The organism is Bacteroidota bacterium (assembly GCA_018816945.1).
Taxonomy (GTDB): Bacteria; Bacteroidota; Bacteroidia; order Bacteroidales.
Genome location: JAHIVC010000011.1, coordinates 75,853 through 92,036, shown reverse-complemented (window position 1 = coordinate 92,036; position 16,184 = coordinate 75,853). Strand labels below are relative to the sequence as shown.

Annotated in this window: 17 protein-coding genes; 3 read left to right on the top strand and 14 right to left on the bottom strand. The window is 35.1% G+C overall.

All coding sequences use genetic code 11. The annotated features are described in order from the left end of the window. Positions 1-358 precede the first annotated feature (358 nt). The 8 genes from KKG99_02385 to KKG99_02350 all read right to left on the bottom strand — a co-directional run bounded on the left by KKG99_02385 (position 359) and on the right by KKG99_02350 (position 6,348). The gene (locus KKG99_02385) at positions 359-544 is read right to left on the bottom strand and encodes a membrane or secreted protein (protein ID MBU1011829.1); all 186 of its coding nucleotides are present in this window, start codon (positions 542-544) and stop codon (positions 359-361) included. Positions 545-676: 132 nt separating this feature from the next. Then, positions 677-1,450, bottom strand: coding sequence for an RNA methyltransferase (locus tag KKG99_02380; protein MBU1011828.1), 774 nt, complete (start codon positions 1,448-1,450; stop codon positions 677-679). Positions 1,451-1,521: 71 nt separating this feature from the next. Next, positions 1,522-1,971, bottom strand: coding sequence for a 50S ribosomal protein L9 (gene rplI / locus KKG99_02375; GenBank protein MBU1011827.1), 450 nt, complete (start codon positions 1,969-1,971; stop codon positions 1,522-1,524). A 12-nt stretch (positions 1,972-1,983) separates the two neighbouring features. After that, positions 1,984-2,253 carry a 30S ribosomal protein S18 gene (gene rpsR / locus KKG99_02370; protein MBU1011826.1) on the bottom strand — a complete coding sequence of 90 codons (270 nt, stop codon included), beginning with the start codon at positions 2,251-2,253 and terminating at the stop codon, positions 1,984-1,986. A 24-nt stretch (positions 2,254-2,277) separates the two neighbouring features. Next, positions 2,278-2,634, bottom strand: a complete 357-nt coding sequence (gene rpsF / locus KKG99_02365) for a 30S ribosomal protein S6 (GenBank protein MBU1011825.1) — start codon at positions 2,632-2,634, stop codon at positions 2,278-2,280. Between the two features lie 169 nt (positions 2,635-2,803). Next, a complete protein-coding gene (gene radC / locus KKG99_02360; GenBank protein ID MBU1011824.1) occupies positions 2,804-3,499 on the bottom strand; it encodes a DNA repair protein RadC in 696 nt (231 codons plus the stop codon). A gap of 96 nt (positions 3,500-3,595) precedes the next feature. Further along, positions 3,596-3,847, bottom strand: coding sequence for a 30S ribosomal protein S20 (gene rpsT / locus KKG99_02355; protein MBU1011823.1), 252 nt, complete (start codon positions 3,845-3,847; stop codon positions 3,596-3,598). Between the two features lie 113 nt (positions 3,848-3,960). Then, positions 3,961-6,348 (bottom strand): ABC transporter permease, encoded by a 2,388-nt coding sequence (locus KKG99_02350; protein MBU1011822.1) that lies wholly within the window; start codon positions 6,346-6,348, stop codon positions 3,961-3,963. Positions 6,349-6,517: 169 nt separating this feature from the next. Between KKG99_02350 and KKG99_02345 the strand changes: the two genes are divergently transcribed. After that, positions 6,518-7,891, top strand: coding sequence for a sigma-54 dependent transcriptional regulator (locus tag KKG99_02345; GenBank protein ID MBU1011821.1), 1,374 nt, complete (start codon positions 6,518-6,520; stop codon positions 7,889-7,891). Continuing rightward, positions 7,881-9,236 (top strand): hypothetical protein, encoded by a 1,356-nt coding sequence (locus KKG99_02340; protein MBU1011820.1) that lies wholly within the window; start codon positions 7,881-7,883, stop codon positions 9,234-9,236. Before KKG99_02345 ends, KKG99_02340 begins: the two co-directional genes overlap by 11 nt. A gap of 39 nt (positions 9,237-9,275) precedes the next feature. Here KKG99_02340 and KKG99_02335 read toward each other — a convergent pair whose 3' ends face one another. From KKG99_02335 to KKG99_02325, 3 genes are all read right to left on the bottom strand, one after another. Next, positions 9,276-10,970: an ankyrin repeat domain-containing protein gene (locus KKG99_02335; GenBank protein MBU1011819.1), complete on the bottom strand. Its 1,695-nt coding sequence runs from the start codon at positions 10,968-10,970 to the stop codon at positions 9,276-9,278. A 223-nt stretch (positions 10,971-11,193) separates the two neighbouring features. Beyond that, the gene (locus KKG99_02330) at positions 11,194-11,454 is read right to left on the bottom strand and encodes a GIY-YIG nuclease family protein (protein MBU1011818.1); all 261 of its coding nucleotides are present in this window, start codon (positions 11,452-11,454) and stop codon (positions 11,194-11,196) included. 307 nt (positions 11,455-11,761) lie between these two features. Next, positions 11,762-12,409: a hypothetical protein gene (locus tag KKG99_02325; protein MBU1011817.1), complete on the bottom strand. Its 648-nt coding sequence runs from the start codon at positions 12,407-12,409 to the stop codon at positions 11,762-11,764. Positions 12,410-12,438: 29 nt separating this feature from the next. Between KKG99_02325 and KKG99_02320 the strand changes: the two genes are divergently transcribed. Next, complete coding sequence (locus KKG99_02320) at positions 12,439-12,636, top strand: hypothetical protein (GenBank protein MBU1011816.1); 198 nt, start codon at positions 12,439-12,441, stop codon at positions 12,634-12,636. Positions 12,637-13,140: 504 nt separating this feature from the next. On the opposite strand, the gene KKG99_02315 is transcribed toward KKG99_02320, so the two are convergent. The 3 genes from KKG99_02315 to KKG99_02305 form a co-directional block, all read right to left on the bottom strand. Further along, positions 13,141-13,659, bottom strand: a complete 519-nt coding sequence (locus tag KKG99_02315) for a DUF4411 family protein (protein MBU1011815.1) — start codon at positions 13,657-13,659, stop codon at positions 13,141-13,143. Between the two features lies 1 nt (position 13,660). Further along, positions 13,661-14,809 (bottom strand): XRE family transcriptional regulator, encoded by a 1,149-nt coding sequence (locus KKG99_02310; GenBank protein ID MBU1011814.1) that lies wholly within the window; start codon positions 14,807-14,809, stop codon positions 13,661-13,663. Between the two features lie 1,082 nt (positions 14,810-15,891). Then, positions 15,892-16,128 (bottom strand): hypothetical protein, encoded by a 237-nt coding sequence (locus KKG99_02305; protein ID MBU1011813.1) that lies wholly within the window; start codon positions 16,126-16,128, stop codon positions 15,892-15,894. Positions 16,129-16,184 lie beyond the last annotated feature (56 nt).

Below are 16,184 nucleotides of genomic sequence, written 5' to 3'. Positions count from 1 at the left end.
TTTTATAATTTATATTTATCCAAATTACATTGTTTAAATATACACATTTTCGATATATGTAATGTCTGCTTAATAATTTATTTAGCATTGTTCAACATCTGGCTGTTTAGCAGGTATTGCCGTATCGGACTTTTGGTTTGAGTCAAAGTTGTGCAGATGAAATTTTGTATTTTGGGCACCTCAAATTTTTCTGATGAAGGAAGTCCCTTTTACTGATTCTATATCAGTTGCATTAAGGGTTAATTTGCGGAGGTTAAGGTTATTTTAAAAAAAGCTTAACAAGTAAGTAAGATTATGGATATAAATATAAAAGACGTTAGATTTAAGGATTCTTTTCTAACGTCTAATGTCTTGAAATCTAATCGTTATGGCAAGTGCTCTCTTCTGAGCCACAAGTACAGCCCATGCGTTGGCCGGTTCGGGGATCAACAGTACTGCATTGTTTGGTGAATTTCCCGTCTTTTTTTAAAAACATTTTAATGCCAATAAAAGCGAAGGCCAGAGCCATCAGTATAACGGTTATAAGGATTAATTTGAGCAACATAATTTAGATTTTTTACAAAGATACGATCATTCATTTAATTGCCGACTGCCAGATGTAATTTAAATATAATTATAAATTGTGATTTGGTGAAGAAGAATACAGAAGACAGAATAAAGAATTCAGAATGCAGTTTCAGGGATTAAAGGACCTGCGAAATTCTGCGCAAATAATTGCGGTTGCAACGGATGCATTTAAAGATTCAGCTTGATTTGTTAAATTTTGCGGATAGGATGGGATATTAATTCGCTTATCAATCATTTTTTCGATTTCAGGAGAGATGCCTTGTGATTCATTGCCAATAATAATTAATCCTTTTTCAGCAAGTTTTTCGTCATAAATATTCATTCCATTCAGAAAGGTGCCATAAACAGTCACTTTTTCAGTTCGAGCTTTTTGAATAAAAGCTTTTAGATCTTGATAAATAACATTTACTCGCATAAAAGATCCCATACTTGATTGGAGTACTTTTGGATTGTATAAATCAACCGTGTTCACAGAGCATACAATCGTTCTGATCGCGAACCAGTCAGCCGTGCGGATAATGGTTCCTAAATTGCCCGGATCACGGATGTCATCCAAAACAAGGATCAAATCATCAAAACTGATTTCTTGGTCAATCCTGGCAGGAATTTGTGCGTTTGCCAGTACCTGATTTGGAGTTTTAAACGAGCTTATCCGTTCAAGTTCTTTTGGAGATATTTTTTCTGCATTTAATTGATTCTGTCTGATCAGTTCCTGATTGGCTTCCAGCCATGCAGGGAGCGCGTACAGAGCATTTATTTCGTAATCGCTCATGATGAGCTCATGAACCATTTTTTCACCTTCAACCACAAATTCTCCGGTCGCTTTCCTGAATTTTAAAAGCTTAAGTGAACTGATATGTTTTATCTGGCCTTTTGAGATCATGTGATTCCGGCAAAAAAATAAATCCCGATCGAAACCGGGATTTAAAGATAATAAAATATTGTACTGAAAACCTACTCGGCAATAACCTCGAAATTAATTTCGGCTGTGATCTCTTTATGAATTTTGATCGTAGCTTTATAAGTTCCAATTTCTTTGATTGAGTCGCCGTCAACAATAATTTTCTTACGGTCGATATCAAATTTGAATTGAGCTTTTAGTGCTTCGGCAATCTGTAAAGCATTTACAGAACCAAAAATCTTACCGGAAGTGCCGGCTTTGGCACCAATTTTAACAGTAACATCTTGAAGCGCTTTTAATAGGGTTTCAGCTTCTTTTCTAATTTTGTCCTCTTTATAGGCCTTTTGTTTTAGATCTTCATCCCTGACTTTTTTATTTGGTTCGGTAGCTAAAATTGCCAACCCTTGTGGGATAAGGAAATTTCTGCCATAACCATTCTTTACCGATACAAGGTCGTTAGTATAACCTAAGCCTTGAACATCTTCTTTTAAAATAACTTTCATGACTTTTTCTCCTTATTTTAGTAAATCTGCAACATAAGGCATTAACGCAATGTGACGGGCGCGTTTAATTGCCTGCGATACTTTCTTCTGATACTTTGTTGAGGTACCTGTAAGGCGTCGAGGTAAAATTTTACCTTGCTCATTCACAAATTTCAAAAGGAAATTAGCATCTTTATAATCGATGTATTTTATTCCACTCTTTTTAAATCGGCAATACTTTTTCTTTTTAGTATCAACCGCTATGGGAGTTAGATATTTAATATCTGTACTTGACTGTGCCATTTTGATGATTTAAAGGGTTAATAACTATTTGCTTTCTTTTTCAACAGATTCTTCTTTTGCTTTTTTGCGTTTTTTCTCATTGTATGCAACTGCATGTTTGTCGAGTTTGACGGTTAAAAAGCGTAAGATTCTCTCGTCTCGTTTAAAAGCAACTTCAAAGTCACGAACAACCTGACCTGCATCTTTATACTCGATTAAGTGATAAAAACCGGTTGATTTTTTTTGAATTGGGTAAGCTAATTTTTTTAGGCCCCAATACTCTTCGTGAACAATCTCTGCCCCTTTTTCTTTCAAGAAATCCTGATACTTTTTTACCGCTTCCTTCATCTGGTCATCAGACAAAACGGGAGTCATAATGAAAACGGTTTCGTATTGATTCATCATTACTAGGATTAAATTTGTTTATACTTGATTTTGATTTATTTCCGGCTCATTCAGCCTTTTCCATAAATGGAGTGCAAAAATAGATAAATTATTTGATAATGCAAACCCCAATACATTGAAAATTTGATTTTCACGGGTTTAATGAGGAATTATTTTTCGAAATGGGCTAAATTAAATGCTCGTCAGCAAAACTAAAGAAATTATTGTCGCCAATGATAAGATGATCCAGTACATTAATATCCAGCAATTGGCCCCCTTCAACAATTTTTTTTGTCAATTTCAAATCTTGTTCGCTTGGTTTGATGTTGCCTGAAGGGTGATTGTGGCAAAGAACGATTCCGCTTGCTCCGTTTTCGATACTTAGTTTGAATATTTTTTTTGGATCAGCGATGGTTCCTGAAACTCCTCCGTCACTAATTTGTATATGTTTAATGATTTTGTTGGCGCGATTTAATAGCAGCACCCAAAATCCTTCATATTTATAATCTTCAACAATAGCCATGAAATAGTTGAAAACATCTTTTGAACCGCTGATGGATGATTTCTCAATAACTTCAGCACTTCGCCTTCGCCTCCCCAGCTCTAAGGCTGCGATGATAGACAAGGCTTTTGCTTCACCAATTCCTTTAAAAGTAAGAAAATCGTTGGTCGTAAATTTTGAAAGCTCGATGAGATTGTTCTTGGCTTTTTCAAGAATTTCTTTTGATAAATCAACGGCTGTTGCTTCTCTATTCCCTGAACGCAATAATATCGCAATAAGTTCTGCATCGCTTAGGGCACTTTTCCCTTTTAGGAGCAATTTTTCTCTTGGGCGGTCATCTTCAGCCCATTGTTTTATGGAGAAGTATTTCTTATCTGTCATAAGAAAACGGTTTTTCAATGACAAAGATAAGTTATTTAAACAAAAAAAAGGCCCCTGAAACAGAGACCTTTGAGGATATGATGCTTTCGATAATATTTACAAAGAATTTGTAAGCTTGGTTAATTTTGATTTTAAATTACCGGCTTTGTTCTTGTGAATAATAGATTTCTTAACAAGCTTATCAATCATTGATACTAACTTAGGAAGCTTTTCGCTTGCTTCGCTTTTTTCGGTAATTGCCCTAAATTGACGTACTGCATTTCTCATGGTTTTAGCATAATAACGATTACGTAATCTTTTTAGGTCGTTAGTTCTGATCCTTTTGATTGATGATTTATGATTAGCCATAGGTTCTTTAAATTAAATATCTATTTTTACTTTCATTTTCGGGCTGCAAAGATACATAAATTTATTATTCAACAAAATTTTTGCTAAATTTTAATTTCCTGATCTCTTATTATTTATTCATGCCTGATAGCATCTACCGGATTGCTTAAGGCTGCTTTCAATGAATGGAAACTCACCGTTAGCAATGCTATGATCATAGTAGTAATTAATGCAACCGGGAAAACCCACCATTGAATGGATATACGGTATGGGTAATCCTTAAGCCATGTATTTAAGATCAACCATCCCAATGGAATTGCAATAATATTAGCGATAATAACAAGAAAAGCAAATTCATGGGACAATTTGGTGACAATTTGTTTAATTGATGAACCCAAAACTTTTCGGATACCGATTTCTTTAAATCTTAATTGAGTCATAAAAGCTGATAACCCTAACAATCCAAGACAAGCAATAAGAATTGCCAGAATTGAAAAATAGATAGCAATTTTTTGCATACGTTCTTCCGATTTGTACATTTGGTCAAACTGTTGGTTAAGAAAAGTATATTCAAATGGGAATCCAGGATTGTTATTATTCCAAATTTTTTCGATATAGTCAATTGTTTCGGGAATATTGGCAGAAGAAATTTTGATGCTCGCCTTCCGGTAAGTACTGTCTGCCCAAAAAATTACCAAAGGTACAACAGGTACATGTAAAGATTCCAGGTGATAATCTTCAAATAATCCAATTACTGTAAAGTGCTGAGGCAACAAATAGTTTGAGCTTGGCAACTGCACAGTTTTTCCCACAGGATCGTCCCATCCGATCATTTTAGCAGCAGTTTCATTTATTAAGCAGGTGTTTCTCCTGTCGGTAGTTAAATCCCAGGAAAATCCCCTTCCTTCTTTAATTTTAATATTTAATGTTTCGAAAAAATCCGGATCTGCAGAGGATATTCTCATGCCTAACGGTTCATCTTTCCATTTAATACTCATGGTCGTATTTGTATTACCAGGAATTCCTTCTGAAAATGACACCTTCGAAATATTCGGATTTTGGAGTAGTTCTTTTTTAAAAGTTTCAGTTGATAAACGTGTTGGGCCACTTAATTGCAAATTGACAATATTTTCTTTGTCAAATCCTAAATCCTTGTTTTTGAGATAAGAAATCTGTTTGTATATTGATAAAGTACCGGAAATCAAAATGGATGCAATAATAAACTGTAGTATAATCAACACTTTACGAAAATAACCTATTTTCCCCCCAACATTTAAAATGCCCCTCAATACAATTAATGGTTTAAATAAAGACATATATATTGCAGGATATAATCCTGCAAGTAACCCAACTACAATCGAAGTCAATAAAATTAGAATTATACCAGGAGTAGTGAAAATAGTATCATGCAAATTAAGATTTGTCAAAGTTAAATTGTTGAATTCGGGTAAAAGAACTTGAAGCATGGTGATGGCAAGAATTATAGCAATAAAACTTATAAATATTGATTCTGTAAGAAATTGTAAAATCAGTTTTTGTTTTGAAGAACCAAGTACTTTTTTGACTCCAACTTCGCGGGCTCGATTTAATGCTCTTGCCGTTGTTAAATTGATGAAGTTTATCATGGCTATAACCAGTATAAAGATTGCAATGATAATAAATGCATTAACTATTGGTTTGTTGCCATGTTTTACGGCAAATTCATACTTAGCATCCTTAAAAAAGTAAATATTTTTTAAAGGCCTTAAAATAATATTTGATGGGGTCCAATTTTCTTTTATTAAGGTTTTTTGGTCGTCAAATTCTTTTAAGAATGTAAAGATTTTATCACGTACTGTTTCAGCATTGTAATCATCATAAAAAAGAAAGTAGGTGAGATAATTGCGATAACCAAGTGTTTCCATACTTTTTTGACCCATAGCAGCGTACAAAGTTGTCATAGATAAATATGCATCGCACTGAATATGAAAATTTTTTGGGTCTTCAATTACACCAGTAATTTTCATATTTGCCCGGTTAGCATAATTAATTACTTTATTTAATGGATCTTCATTTCCGAATAGTGCTTTAGCAATTTTCTCAGTAATTACAATAGAATTCGGTTCTGTTAGTGCTTTTTGGGGGTCACCTGAAATCAATGTTAATTTAAAAATGTCGAAAAATGTTGAATCTACAGCCCCGATTATGTCTGCAGTAATTGCTTTCTCTACATTATTTTCGGAGGTAAATTTTAATGAGCCACTGTCCAGATTTCGAAATCGACAAATTTTATCAATTTCTGGAATTTTACCATCCACATTCTTTGCTATTCCAGGCGGAATCACACACCAATCACCCAATTCCATCCTGTAAATACGTTTATAATTTGGATTAAATCTGTCGTAACTGTATTCGTTTTTTACATAAAGTGCAATAATTAAAAAAACAAATAGCCCAATGGCAAGTCCTAAAATGTTTATGATAGAATATATCTTTTGTCTAAGGATATTTCTAATGGCCAATTTTAAATAATATTGTATCATAGTTATTTATTTATTTTATATTTGCATTAAACATGCCAATTTTGTTAAAGTATTGTAATATAATGCAATATAAATAATTGTTTGCAATTTCAACAAAGGGGTGTGTCAAAATGATACGCAATATTGTATCATGTTGATACGTTTCGTACATTTGTAAAAAAATACATCAATGGCCGCCAAAATTTCAGGTAAAATTTTGTTTGTAGATGATGATGTGGATGTTTTGCATACCGCCCGCTTGATATTAAAGCTTCATTTTTCTGAAGTAATTACCCTTACTGAGCCTGATAAAATCCCTGATCTTTTACTCGAGCATCATTTTGATGTCATCATATTGGATATGAATTTCTCGTTTGGTCAGACGAGCGGAAATGAAGGATTATTTTGGTTAAGGAAAATCCTTTCCGTTGATCCAGGAGCACATGTATTAATGAATACGGCTTATGGTGATATTCAGTTAGCAGTTGAAGCCATGAAAGAAGGGGCCATTGACTTTTTAGTTAAGCCCTGGGAGCAGGAAAGATTACTTGCTACCGTGCAATCTGTTTTCGAACTGAGCCGGGCTAAAAAGGAAAATAAAAACCTTACCCAGATCAAAAAAGCCTTGTCTTTTGATTTAGACCAACCCTTTGGCGAACTTATCAGTAAAGCTAAAAGCATGCTGCCTGTTTTCGAAGCCATTAATAAAGTAGCCAAAACAGACGCTGATGTGTTAATTCTTGGAGAGAATGGCACAGGAAAAGAGTTGGTTGCCCGAAGTATTCATCGAAAATCAAAACGTGCTTCGGAAATGTTCATAAATGTTGATTTAGGTGCTATTCCGGAAAACCTTTTTGAATCGGAATTATTCGGACATAACAAGGGAGCTTTTACCGATGCAAGCGAAGATCGAATGGGTCGATTTCAAATGGCACATCGAGGTACTCTTTTTCTGGACGAAATAGGAAACCTGAACTTGAATCTACAATCGAAACTGCTTTCGGTTATTCAAAATAGAGCGGTTTATAAAGTGGGTTCAAGTCAAGCTCAAAATATTGACATACGATTAATTTGTGCAACCAATAAACCCATTTATCAAATGCTTGCCAGAGAAGAATTCCGACAGGATTTACTCTATCGTATCAATACTGTTGAAATAAATTTGCCACCTTTGAGACAGCGGACTGAAGATATTCCACTTTTGGTAAATCACTTTCTCCATCTCTTTAACAAAAAATATGATAAAGTTGGACAAAAATTTACCGAAAAAGCGATTCGTAAATTGCAGTTGTACTATTGGCCGGGAAATATCCGTGAACTGCAACATTTGGTTGAACGGGCTGTAATTATGAATAATGACATTTTCATTGATGAAAATGCAATTCTGTTAAATGTCCCAAATGAACAACAAGATAAGGTAGTTAATTTTCACATTGAAAATGTGGAGAAAGAAGCAATACAAAAAGCCTTAAAAGCAGTGAACTGGAATATGACAGAAGCATCTAAAATACTGGGCTATGGACGAAGCACTTTATACCGGAAAATGAAAAAATATGAACTTTAATCTTTTTAGGATAAAATTGATTGTTTATATTGTATTGCTTGTTTCAAGCAGTATTGCAAGCCTTTATTTTGCTATTGCTTCGCCCTTTTGGCTGTTGTCGGGTTGGGCTTTTTTACTGGTGATTTTAAGCTCGGTTTTACTTATCCGCGAATCGGAAAGAAGCAAACGTGAACTTTACAATTTTATAAGTGCTATAACTTTCGGAGAGTTTAAAAACACCTATAAATTGCGTAGAAAGAATGATGATCTTGCAAAGGCTTTTGATGATCTGATCAGTGTTTACCGTAATTTAAGCACTGAAAAAGAGCGCAATCATTCGTACTTACAAACCATTGTTGAACACATAAATATTGTTCTTCTTTGTTTTGACAAAGAGGAAAACATCGTGATTTTGAATGAAGCAGCAAAACGGTTTTTTAATCGTTCCAATATTCAAAAAATAAATGTGATTGAACGGTTTGATCAACCTCTTTCGTCGATTGTTAAAGAAATAAGAGGTGGACAGAAAAAACTTTACAAATTCAGCAAATTGGGTACTATCTATAATGTTTCAATTCATGCCACAGAATTTAAATTGCAAGATAAACCTTATAAATTAGTCTCCATAAGGGATGTGAGATTTGAATTGGAAGAGCAAGAACTGGATTCGTGGCGAAAATTGGTGAGGGTATTGACCCACGAAATAATGAATACTGCGATTCCAATCTCAACATTGGCAGGGGTTACAAATCAATTGTTGCTGGATGAAAAAGGAAATGAAAAAGATTTGACTTCTTTGAATCAGGAAGATCAAAGCGACTTAAGACACAGTCTGAAAACCATAGAAAAGCGCAGCAAGGGAATCGTTGAATTTGTTAAAGCGACCAAAAGTTATACTAATATGCCTGCTCCGAAGTTCGAAAAAGCGAATCTTAAACAGATAATCCAAAATGTTATTGACTTACTGAGGCCAGGATTTGAAGATAAAAACATTAAAATTGTTTTAGAAGCAAACGACGGGATAGCGGATTTAGATTTGGATATTAAGCTGATCGAACAATTGCTGATCAATATCCTTAAAAATTCGATGGATGCTTTAGAAAAATCTGAAAGCGGGTTGGCGAAAATCAGTTTAAAGAGCGTTGATTTTGAAAACAGAACCATGGTTGAAATAGCTGATAATGGCTCAGGGATGAATCAGGATATTCTCGAAAATATTTTTATCCCTTTTTATACTACCAAAAGAGAAGGATCAGGAATAGGATTAAGTTTGTCAAAACAGATTATGAAAATGCATAATGGTACCATAGAAGTCAGATCTGTTGAGGCGAAAGGCACCACAATCACTTTAACATTTCGGGATTAGTGAAAAAAAGCAAGCGTGAGAATTGACTTTTAAAAAATACTATTTTCTGAAAGCTTCCTTTTTGAGTTGATTAATAATTTCTGCATCTACCCAATAAATATCTTCGGTACCTTTTTTATTGCTGGTAAAGAAGAAATATTTCTCATCAGGTGAAACATTCGGACAATACTCAGTTGCAGCAGTATTTATTTCTGGTCCCATATTGATTGATGGTGTCCAGCTATTGTCGTCTTTTCTGAAACTGATGTACAAATCACCACCTCCAAAATGATCTTCGAATCCGTGTGAGGTAAATATGATGTAGTCGCCATTGGGTGAAATCATGGCATTGTATTCACCATCAGCTGTATTTATTTCAGGCCCTAGTTTTATAGGATCAACTACTTTCCCATTTTCTATTTTTGAAAGGTAAAGATCATTACCCACTCCCGTATAAAGCAATTCTCCATTCTTTGTCAGGCTGGGATAAAAACAACCTTTTAACTGTGTAGTGTCAAATAATCGAAAATTATCCCAGTCACCATTGATACGGTCAGCTATCCATATTTCCCAGGGAGATGGAATGTCTGTGCCATCCTGCGAGCGTTGAGAGATAAAATAAAGGTTCTTGTTATCGTGGCTGATAAAACACTCTGCTGCATTGAATTTTCCGGAGAATGCTGCGGCTACAGGTTTTGACCACTGACCGTTTTCAAAGTTCATCAATTGAACCGTCATGGGCATTTGGGTTATTCGAGAATAACGGGTAAAATAAAATTCTTTAAAATCTGGTGAAAACATCACATCCCGTTCTTCAAAATCGGAAGTTGAAATCAAACCCGGTGCAAAAAGTTTTGGAGTTAATCCAGGAGTGTCAAAACCGGGATACTTATCTTTTAAAATTAGATCATCATGCTGAATCGCACCTTTTAATTTGAGATGATCCGTGAAAGAGGTTGACTCAAGTTTTTGTGCAAAGCTTAATGCATTTTGCCCGGCAAAGTTTTTTAAATGGATATCTGCCCCTAATTCAATCAATTTTTTCATGGCTTCATAATTCTTATGTATAATGGAAATATGAAGGGCACATTCTCCAAAATCATTTAAAAGATTAAGATCTAATCCCCGATCAGATAGTTTTGAAATAAAATCAATATTGCCTTTCAGCGCAGCGGCAAGCATTAGCCCTGATCCATCTTTGGTTAACTGTTTTAGATCGAAACCGGAGTTCAGGAATTTTTCAAAAATACCCTCAAACCCAAACATTGTTGAGAAATATAACAGTTCAAAAGCACCATCTCCTTCAGTTTGAATTTCGACATTTTGTGTCAATAAAAAATTTACACTTTCAGTGTGTCCCCTGGTCGCAGCCATATACAATGGTGTTTTATTTGTTTCATCTTTTAGGTTTAAATCAGCACCTAATGATGAGAGCCATCTTAGTATTTCGGCGCTTCCGTTTGCTGCAGCCCAATGAATGGCTTGTCGCTTATTTGGGCCAACAATAAATGGATCAGCACCATTTTCAACCAGGAGTTTGGCAATTTCAAGTTGTTTAAAATTTGCCGCGAAATGAATTGGGGAAAACCCACGGGGATTTTTAATGGTAGCATTAGCCGGGTCAGCCTCAATTAATTGTTTTGTCTTATCCAGATTGCCTTGCATGATGGCAGTAAAAATTTCTTGTGAAAACACAAGAGAGGATAATAAAATTGAAATTGTGATAAGAATTGGTTTAAGACTTCTACTTAACATGGCGGTGTCGTTTTATGGATTTGAACAAAATTATTAATTGATTACTTCATTGTGCAAATACCCTATCTAAGTTTAAAGGATACTATTCGCAGTATGAATTATGTAAACAAAATAACCCATAATAAAAAAAGGAGAAAAGATTTTATCTTTACTCCTTTTGTCTCGCCTCCGGCGAGAGGCCTCGAACCCGTCTCGCTCTTGGCGAGATGACAGGAGCATGCTATTATCTCAATAAGTTTTGAGGTTGCCCGATCAGGATTTTGATATAGGTGTGATTGTATTTTTTGATTTGCTTTTCACGGATCAAGGCAGTTTTTTTATCAGGTAGCTCTTCCAAATATACCAATACCCATGGCCTTTTAGCTTTGGTGTACCTGCTCAAGCCCGAGTTGTGTTCAAATAACCTGTGATAAGGATTTGTAGAGTAACCTTTATAGTACAGGTCATATTTTGAAGAATGGATGATGTAAACAAAATAGCCCATAATAAAAAAAGGAGAAAAGATTTTATCTTTCCTCCTTTTGCGGTCCGGACGGGACTCGAACCTTATACTGTAACGATCACTTTATTAAGCGATTACAAGATGTAAAAAACGAAAGTCCAATAGTAAGTCCAACGGGAATTTTACCATCAGATTTATATAAAGATAAGGATAATTGAGGGAAAAAGAAAGCAAAGGGAGGTAATAATTTGGATAATTCTTCGATTATTTTAAAGCTGAAGGAGAAAAATTATGAGGTTAATCCTGGAAGGATGAAAGAAAAAGCCCTGCAATTTGCAGGGCTTTTTGATTAACCACCAATAAGGGTTGTAGAACCGGCATAAACCGAATCAGATACTTTACTTCCGTCCGGTGAAGTGTAAAATACCCATCCATGAACGACATCGCCGACTTCCCATAATTCAGGGACCACGTTGACGCCCCAATCAGATCGTTTATTGATACCCATAGAGGTCATAAACGAGTTTTTGGTCAGGTTATAGAATAATCCATAAGCCAGGTCATTATACTCCGGATCGATCATTAAACAATTCTCATCGATTCCAATAGAGACTGCCTGCGGTACATTCTCATCCATATGCGCATGACCAGCTTTAAGCAATGCACCCTGAGCAATCATTATTTTGGCAAAATCAATGGAATAATCCGGGTAGGTCCCAGAAATTGATTTTGAGACATTATAAGAAATGCAAGCATTAAAAGCATTTTGACCAATTGCCTTGAGTTTAAAGCCAATCCTGATAATTGACAGGAAGGCTCTTAAAAACTGGACAATTAAAGCGAATCTGGCTCTCTGGGTAAGCTGACCCAGTGTCCTTGGATTTTGAATGGAAAGAGGTTTACTACGTAAGACATTTTTCCCTAAAAGGGTTTGGAAGATTGCATTGGCAAACTGGCCGGATGATCTTCCAGTAATTGGATTTTGAACGATAGCCATTTTTTTAAAATTTAAGATTAAACAAACATATGAACGAACTTGGTACGGCCTTGCTATGGACTTACTCCAAAGAATCATTCTTTTTACTGGATGAGGCCGGCTTGAACAGATTAGGGAATTTGGCCCTAAGAATATTCAAAACGATAGTGGAAATAATTCCGCCAATTAAAGCAATGACTGTACCTAATATCTGGTTGATCAGGCCAGAGTCGACGAAACAGAGCTGATCCACGGAAATGAACAATCCGTATGAGCTTAAAAAACCGGTCGAGAAATCAAACACTGTCTTCATCGAATATTTATATGCGGCAAAATTATGTATTTGAAGTACTTAAGTCAATTTATTTGAAGGAAAACTTTATGTAAACAGTTAATTTGCAATGCATTGCATTTTATTGCGCCGATCTTCACCGGAAGAAATGAAAAGAATCAATCATTAATCAAACCTTAAGCATCAGAAATGAGGAGGGAGGGCTGAATTGCAAGTTTTTTTTATGGTTTACGGCGCGATGGCACGAGGGTATGGCTAAATAATAAAAAATATTGCAAGGGGGATGGCAAATAAATTTGCTTAAGGTTTTATTAATGATTACCAGAATAATAATTTGTATGAGTAGTGGCAGATTTAGTGGAACTTTTCTGTCTAATCGCTACGGAGTTATTACGTGCTACATGCCTTGATGTAAATCACTTACCTTTTCATTAGTTATACAAAGTGTCATATCGCGTTTTTATTTTTTTCTTTCAATTCTAAGACCTCTTTCAACTAAAAAGTCATTGATATCTAAACATTCTACACCATTTTTTCTGGCAATTGACGGCATTTTATTTGGCTTTGTTTTACTTTCATTTGAAATCAACACACAATTATGAATTTTACAATAACCAATCAAATATGGGTCAGCTTCTTCTTTGCCTTCTGCTTGTTTACTAGCTTTTAAAAAACCTGTATTGTATTCCTGATTAATTATTGGAATTGTTGCATTAATGCTTGTTGCATCTGTTTTGACAACCAAATACTTTTTCCAAGTTTTAATCCATTTTTTAAGAAATTCTTCCTTGCCTTCGTAGTCATTGATTTCTTGCTCAACAAAATCTATTGTTTTAAAACATCCTAATAAAATTAATTCTTCAATTTCTTCCCAAATTGCAGTGAAGACTGAAATCTCTTTTTTAAATGTAAAGTCTAAATGAATTAAAGCATTTGTGTCAATTATATAGACTCTCTTATTGGAATTAAACAAGTCCATACTATGCTTTTAAAAGTGCTCTAGTTTTTGGTATATATGAAAATCTTAGTCCGAGAAAATCAGATAAGTCTTTCATATCTATCCTGTTTTGGTCGTATGCGCTAAAAGCAAGAGAAATGTAAGTGCGCCCACGTTCTTTAAAGGATTCCTTGTGCATTTCTCTTCCTTTAGGCTCTTTTGATCTGCCAAAAGTCGGTTTATTCCATGCTTTATGTTTTTCAGAGTAGAATGATTTAGTTGTCAAGTTATGTTCCAATAAACTTCGAAGAATTGTTAATGGACCTACATGAAAGTATAAGGCGAGCTTTATTAGTTCTTTTTTATCCCAGATTTTTTGATTTTGTCTCTGGTGCTCAAGTATAGAATGCATTTGGAGAAATTCTGTAGAAGGAACCAAAACCCCAGCTGAAAATGAATTGCACCATTTTTCAATTTGAATGTCGGAATGTGAGGACATATCACATAAACCACCTTCATTTAAAAGTACATGACCCAGCTCATGGAATAGTGTGAAGGTTTTCGAATGTGCTTGTTCGCTTCCCCTTTTAATTCCAATGATTGGAATAATGTCATCAGTAATCGAAAAACCTCTAAGATCATCTTGTGTTAAACTCAATTGAAATATAGCAATTCCTAATGATTCGACTTTTTCAATATACCCTTCAAGAGCAAAATTTATATTCGAAATTCCTCTTAATTCATCTAACTTTAATATTTTCCTTATACTATCTGCAACTACTTGCGGACTATCTGTCATTGAAGCTTTAAGGTCAAACTTTGGGAAATTAACATTCATTTCCTGTCTTAATTCTAAATATGACAGTGCTAAAGCTCGTGCCTTTCTAACTGCCATTATAGTTTTCTCATGAAAACTACCAATTTCGGAAGAATTAATAGTACGCCTGTCTTTTGGCAAAGGTTTTTCTTTTGGCGTGTTTTGAAGTAATAAGGTTGCAATTGTTCTTTTGTACGCCTTCGAAAATGAACGTAGCTCATCAAGAGTTGGAAGCTTTTCACCGGACTCCAAGTGATTCAACCTTTTGGGGTTGATTTTTGTCCTCTCGCTAGCTTGATTTTTTGAAAGTACCAACGATTGTCTTGCCCAAACAAGAACTTCCGGATTTATATTGATGGTATCTGAGTCTTTCATTTCACTTGTAAAAATAACTATTTTTTATCTAGATTCATTTTCTATATTCAAAATGTAGTAATGCTAGTTTATATGCATTTATGTCAACTATACCAACCCATATCAAATTGAATTGTTCCACTTTTATGTGTTTATATTTCAAATATCATGCAACAGTTATTTGTTTTTGGGAGAGTACAAAAAACAAACTCATTCTGCTTATCTGTGTTGTGAAGTAAATTTAAGAAAATATATGAAATAATAAAGGTGTGTGAGGATTTAAAATAAGTGATTATTGCTGCTTTGATATCTCATACAGGCATTTGTTAAGAGTTATAGGCTGTTTTAATAAAGTCGTATTTCTTTTGTATTGTGTTTTATTTGTGTTGAAGGTAAGAAAAGAGAGCGCGAGCCGTTGCGAGCGGAGCAGCCCCCGCTTGGAAGGGCAGGGCGGAGCTTTTTATCGGGGATGGCAAAATGAAGCGGCTGAACGGAACAAGTGGAGTGAAGCTGCTGAAGCGGGATCTTTTATGAAGCAACGAAAGTTTTTGACCGAACGAATGTTTTTGAATTATAAATTATAAGTTGTGAGTTATGAGTTATAAGCTGAATTGTAAGTTTTGGATTATTGTATTTACCGGATTACATGAGTGAGGTTAAACTTGAGATGCCTTTATAAATGATGAAGGCAAAAAGCGGAGCCCATTGCAAGCGTTAAATGAGGAACGAAGCTTCGCAAGTTATGAGTTATGAGTTATTTGCTACGGCGGACAAGTGAGACTTGAGGTTGTTGGTGAGTTAATAAGAAAAAGCGTAGTGACGAAATTGGGGCTGCGACCCGCAGGCGAGCACACAAGATAAGGTGCGGTTAGCCCCCAATATTTAGTATTGAGCGAAGCGAAACCTCTTTGGGGTTTGGGGGCTAAGAGTAGCACCGGGTGAGCAGCACCGCAACGCTTTGCAGGGGCTGAATAAAAACAAGGCCATGGAGCGAAGCAAAGCTTCGCAATTATGAATTATCCGCCACGGCGGACAGGTGAGTTATGAGTTTGTTTGGGTTCAGGTTGGAGTTTTTTTACAGAGCTAAAGCGGAGCGGAATGATTTATATTGCCTTGTTTTTTAAACAGCAGGCGAAGGCGCAGCCCGGAGCCGACCTGCATAAGTGAGGAGCGCACGAACACCTATTACCCCAGCGATCAAGTGCTGCTTTTTCCATAGCTATTATTTTTTTTGCTATTTCGTTTTCACTTACAACAACAGCTTTTTCGCTGCAACTTATCATTAAAATAATGATGCAAATTGATGATAAAATAATTTTAAATAAATTTTTCGTTTTCATAGTTTTAGTTTTTATTGATTAATAATTTAATATTTCAGGAAATTTATAATCTGTAT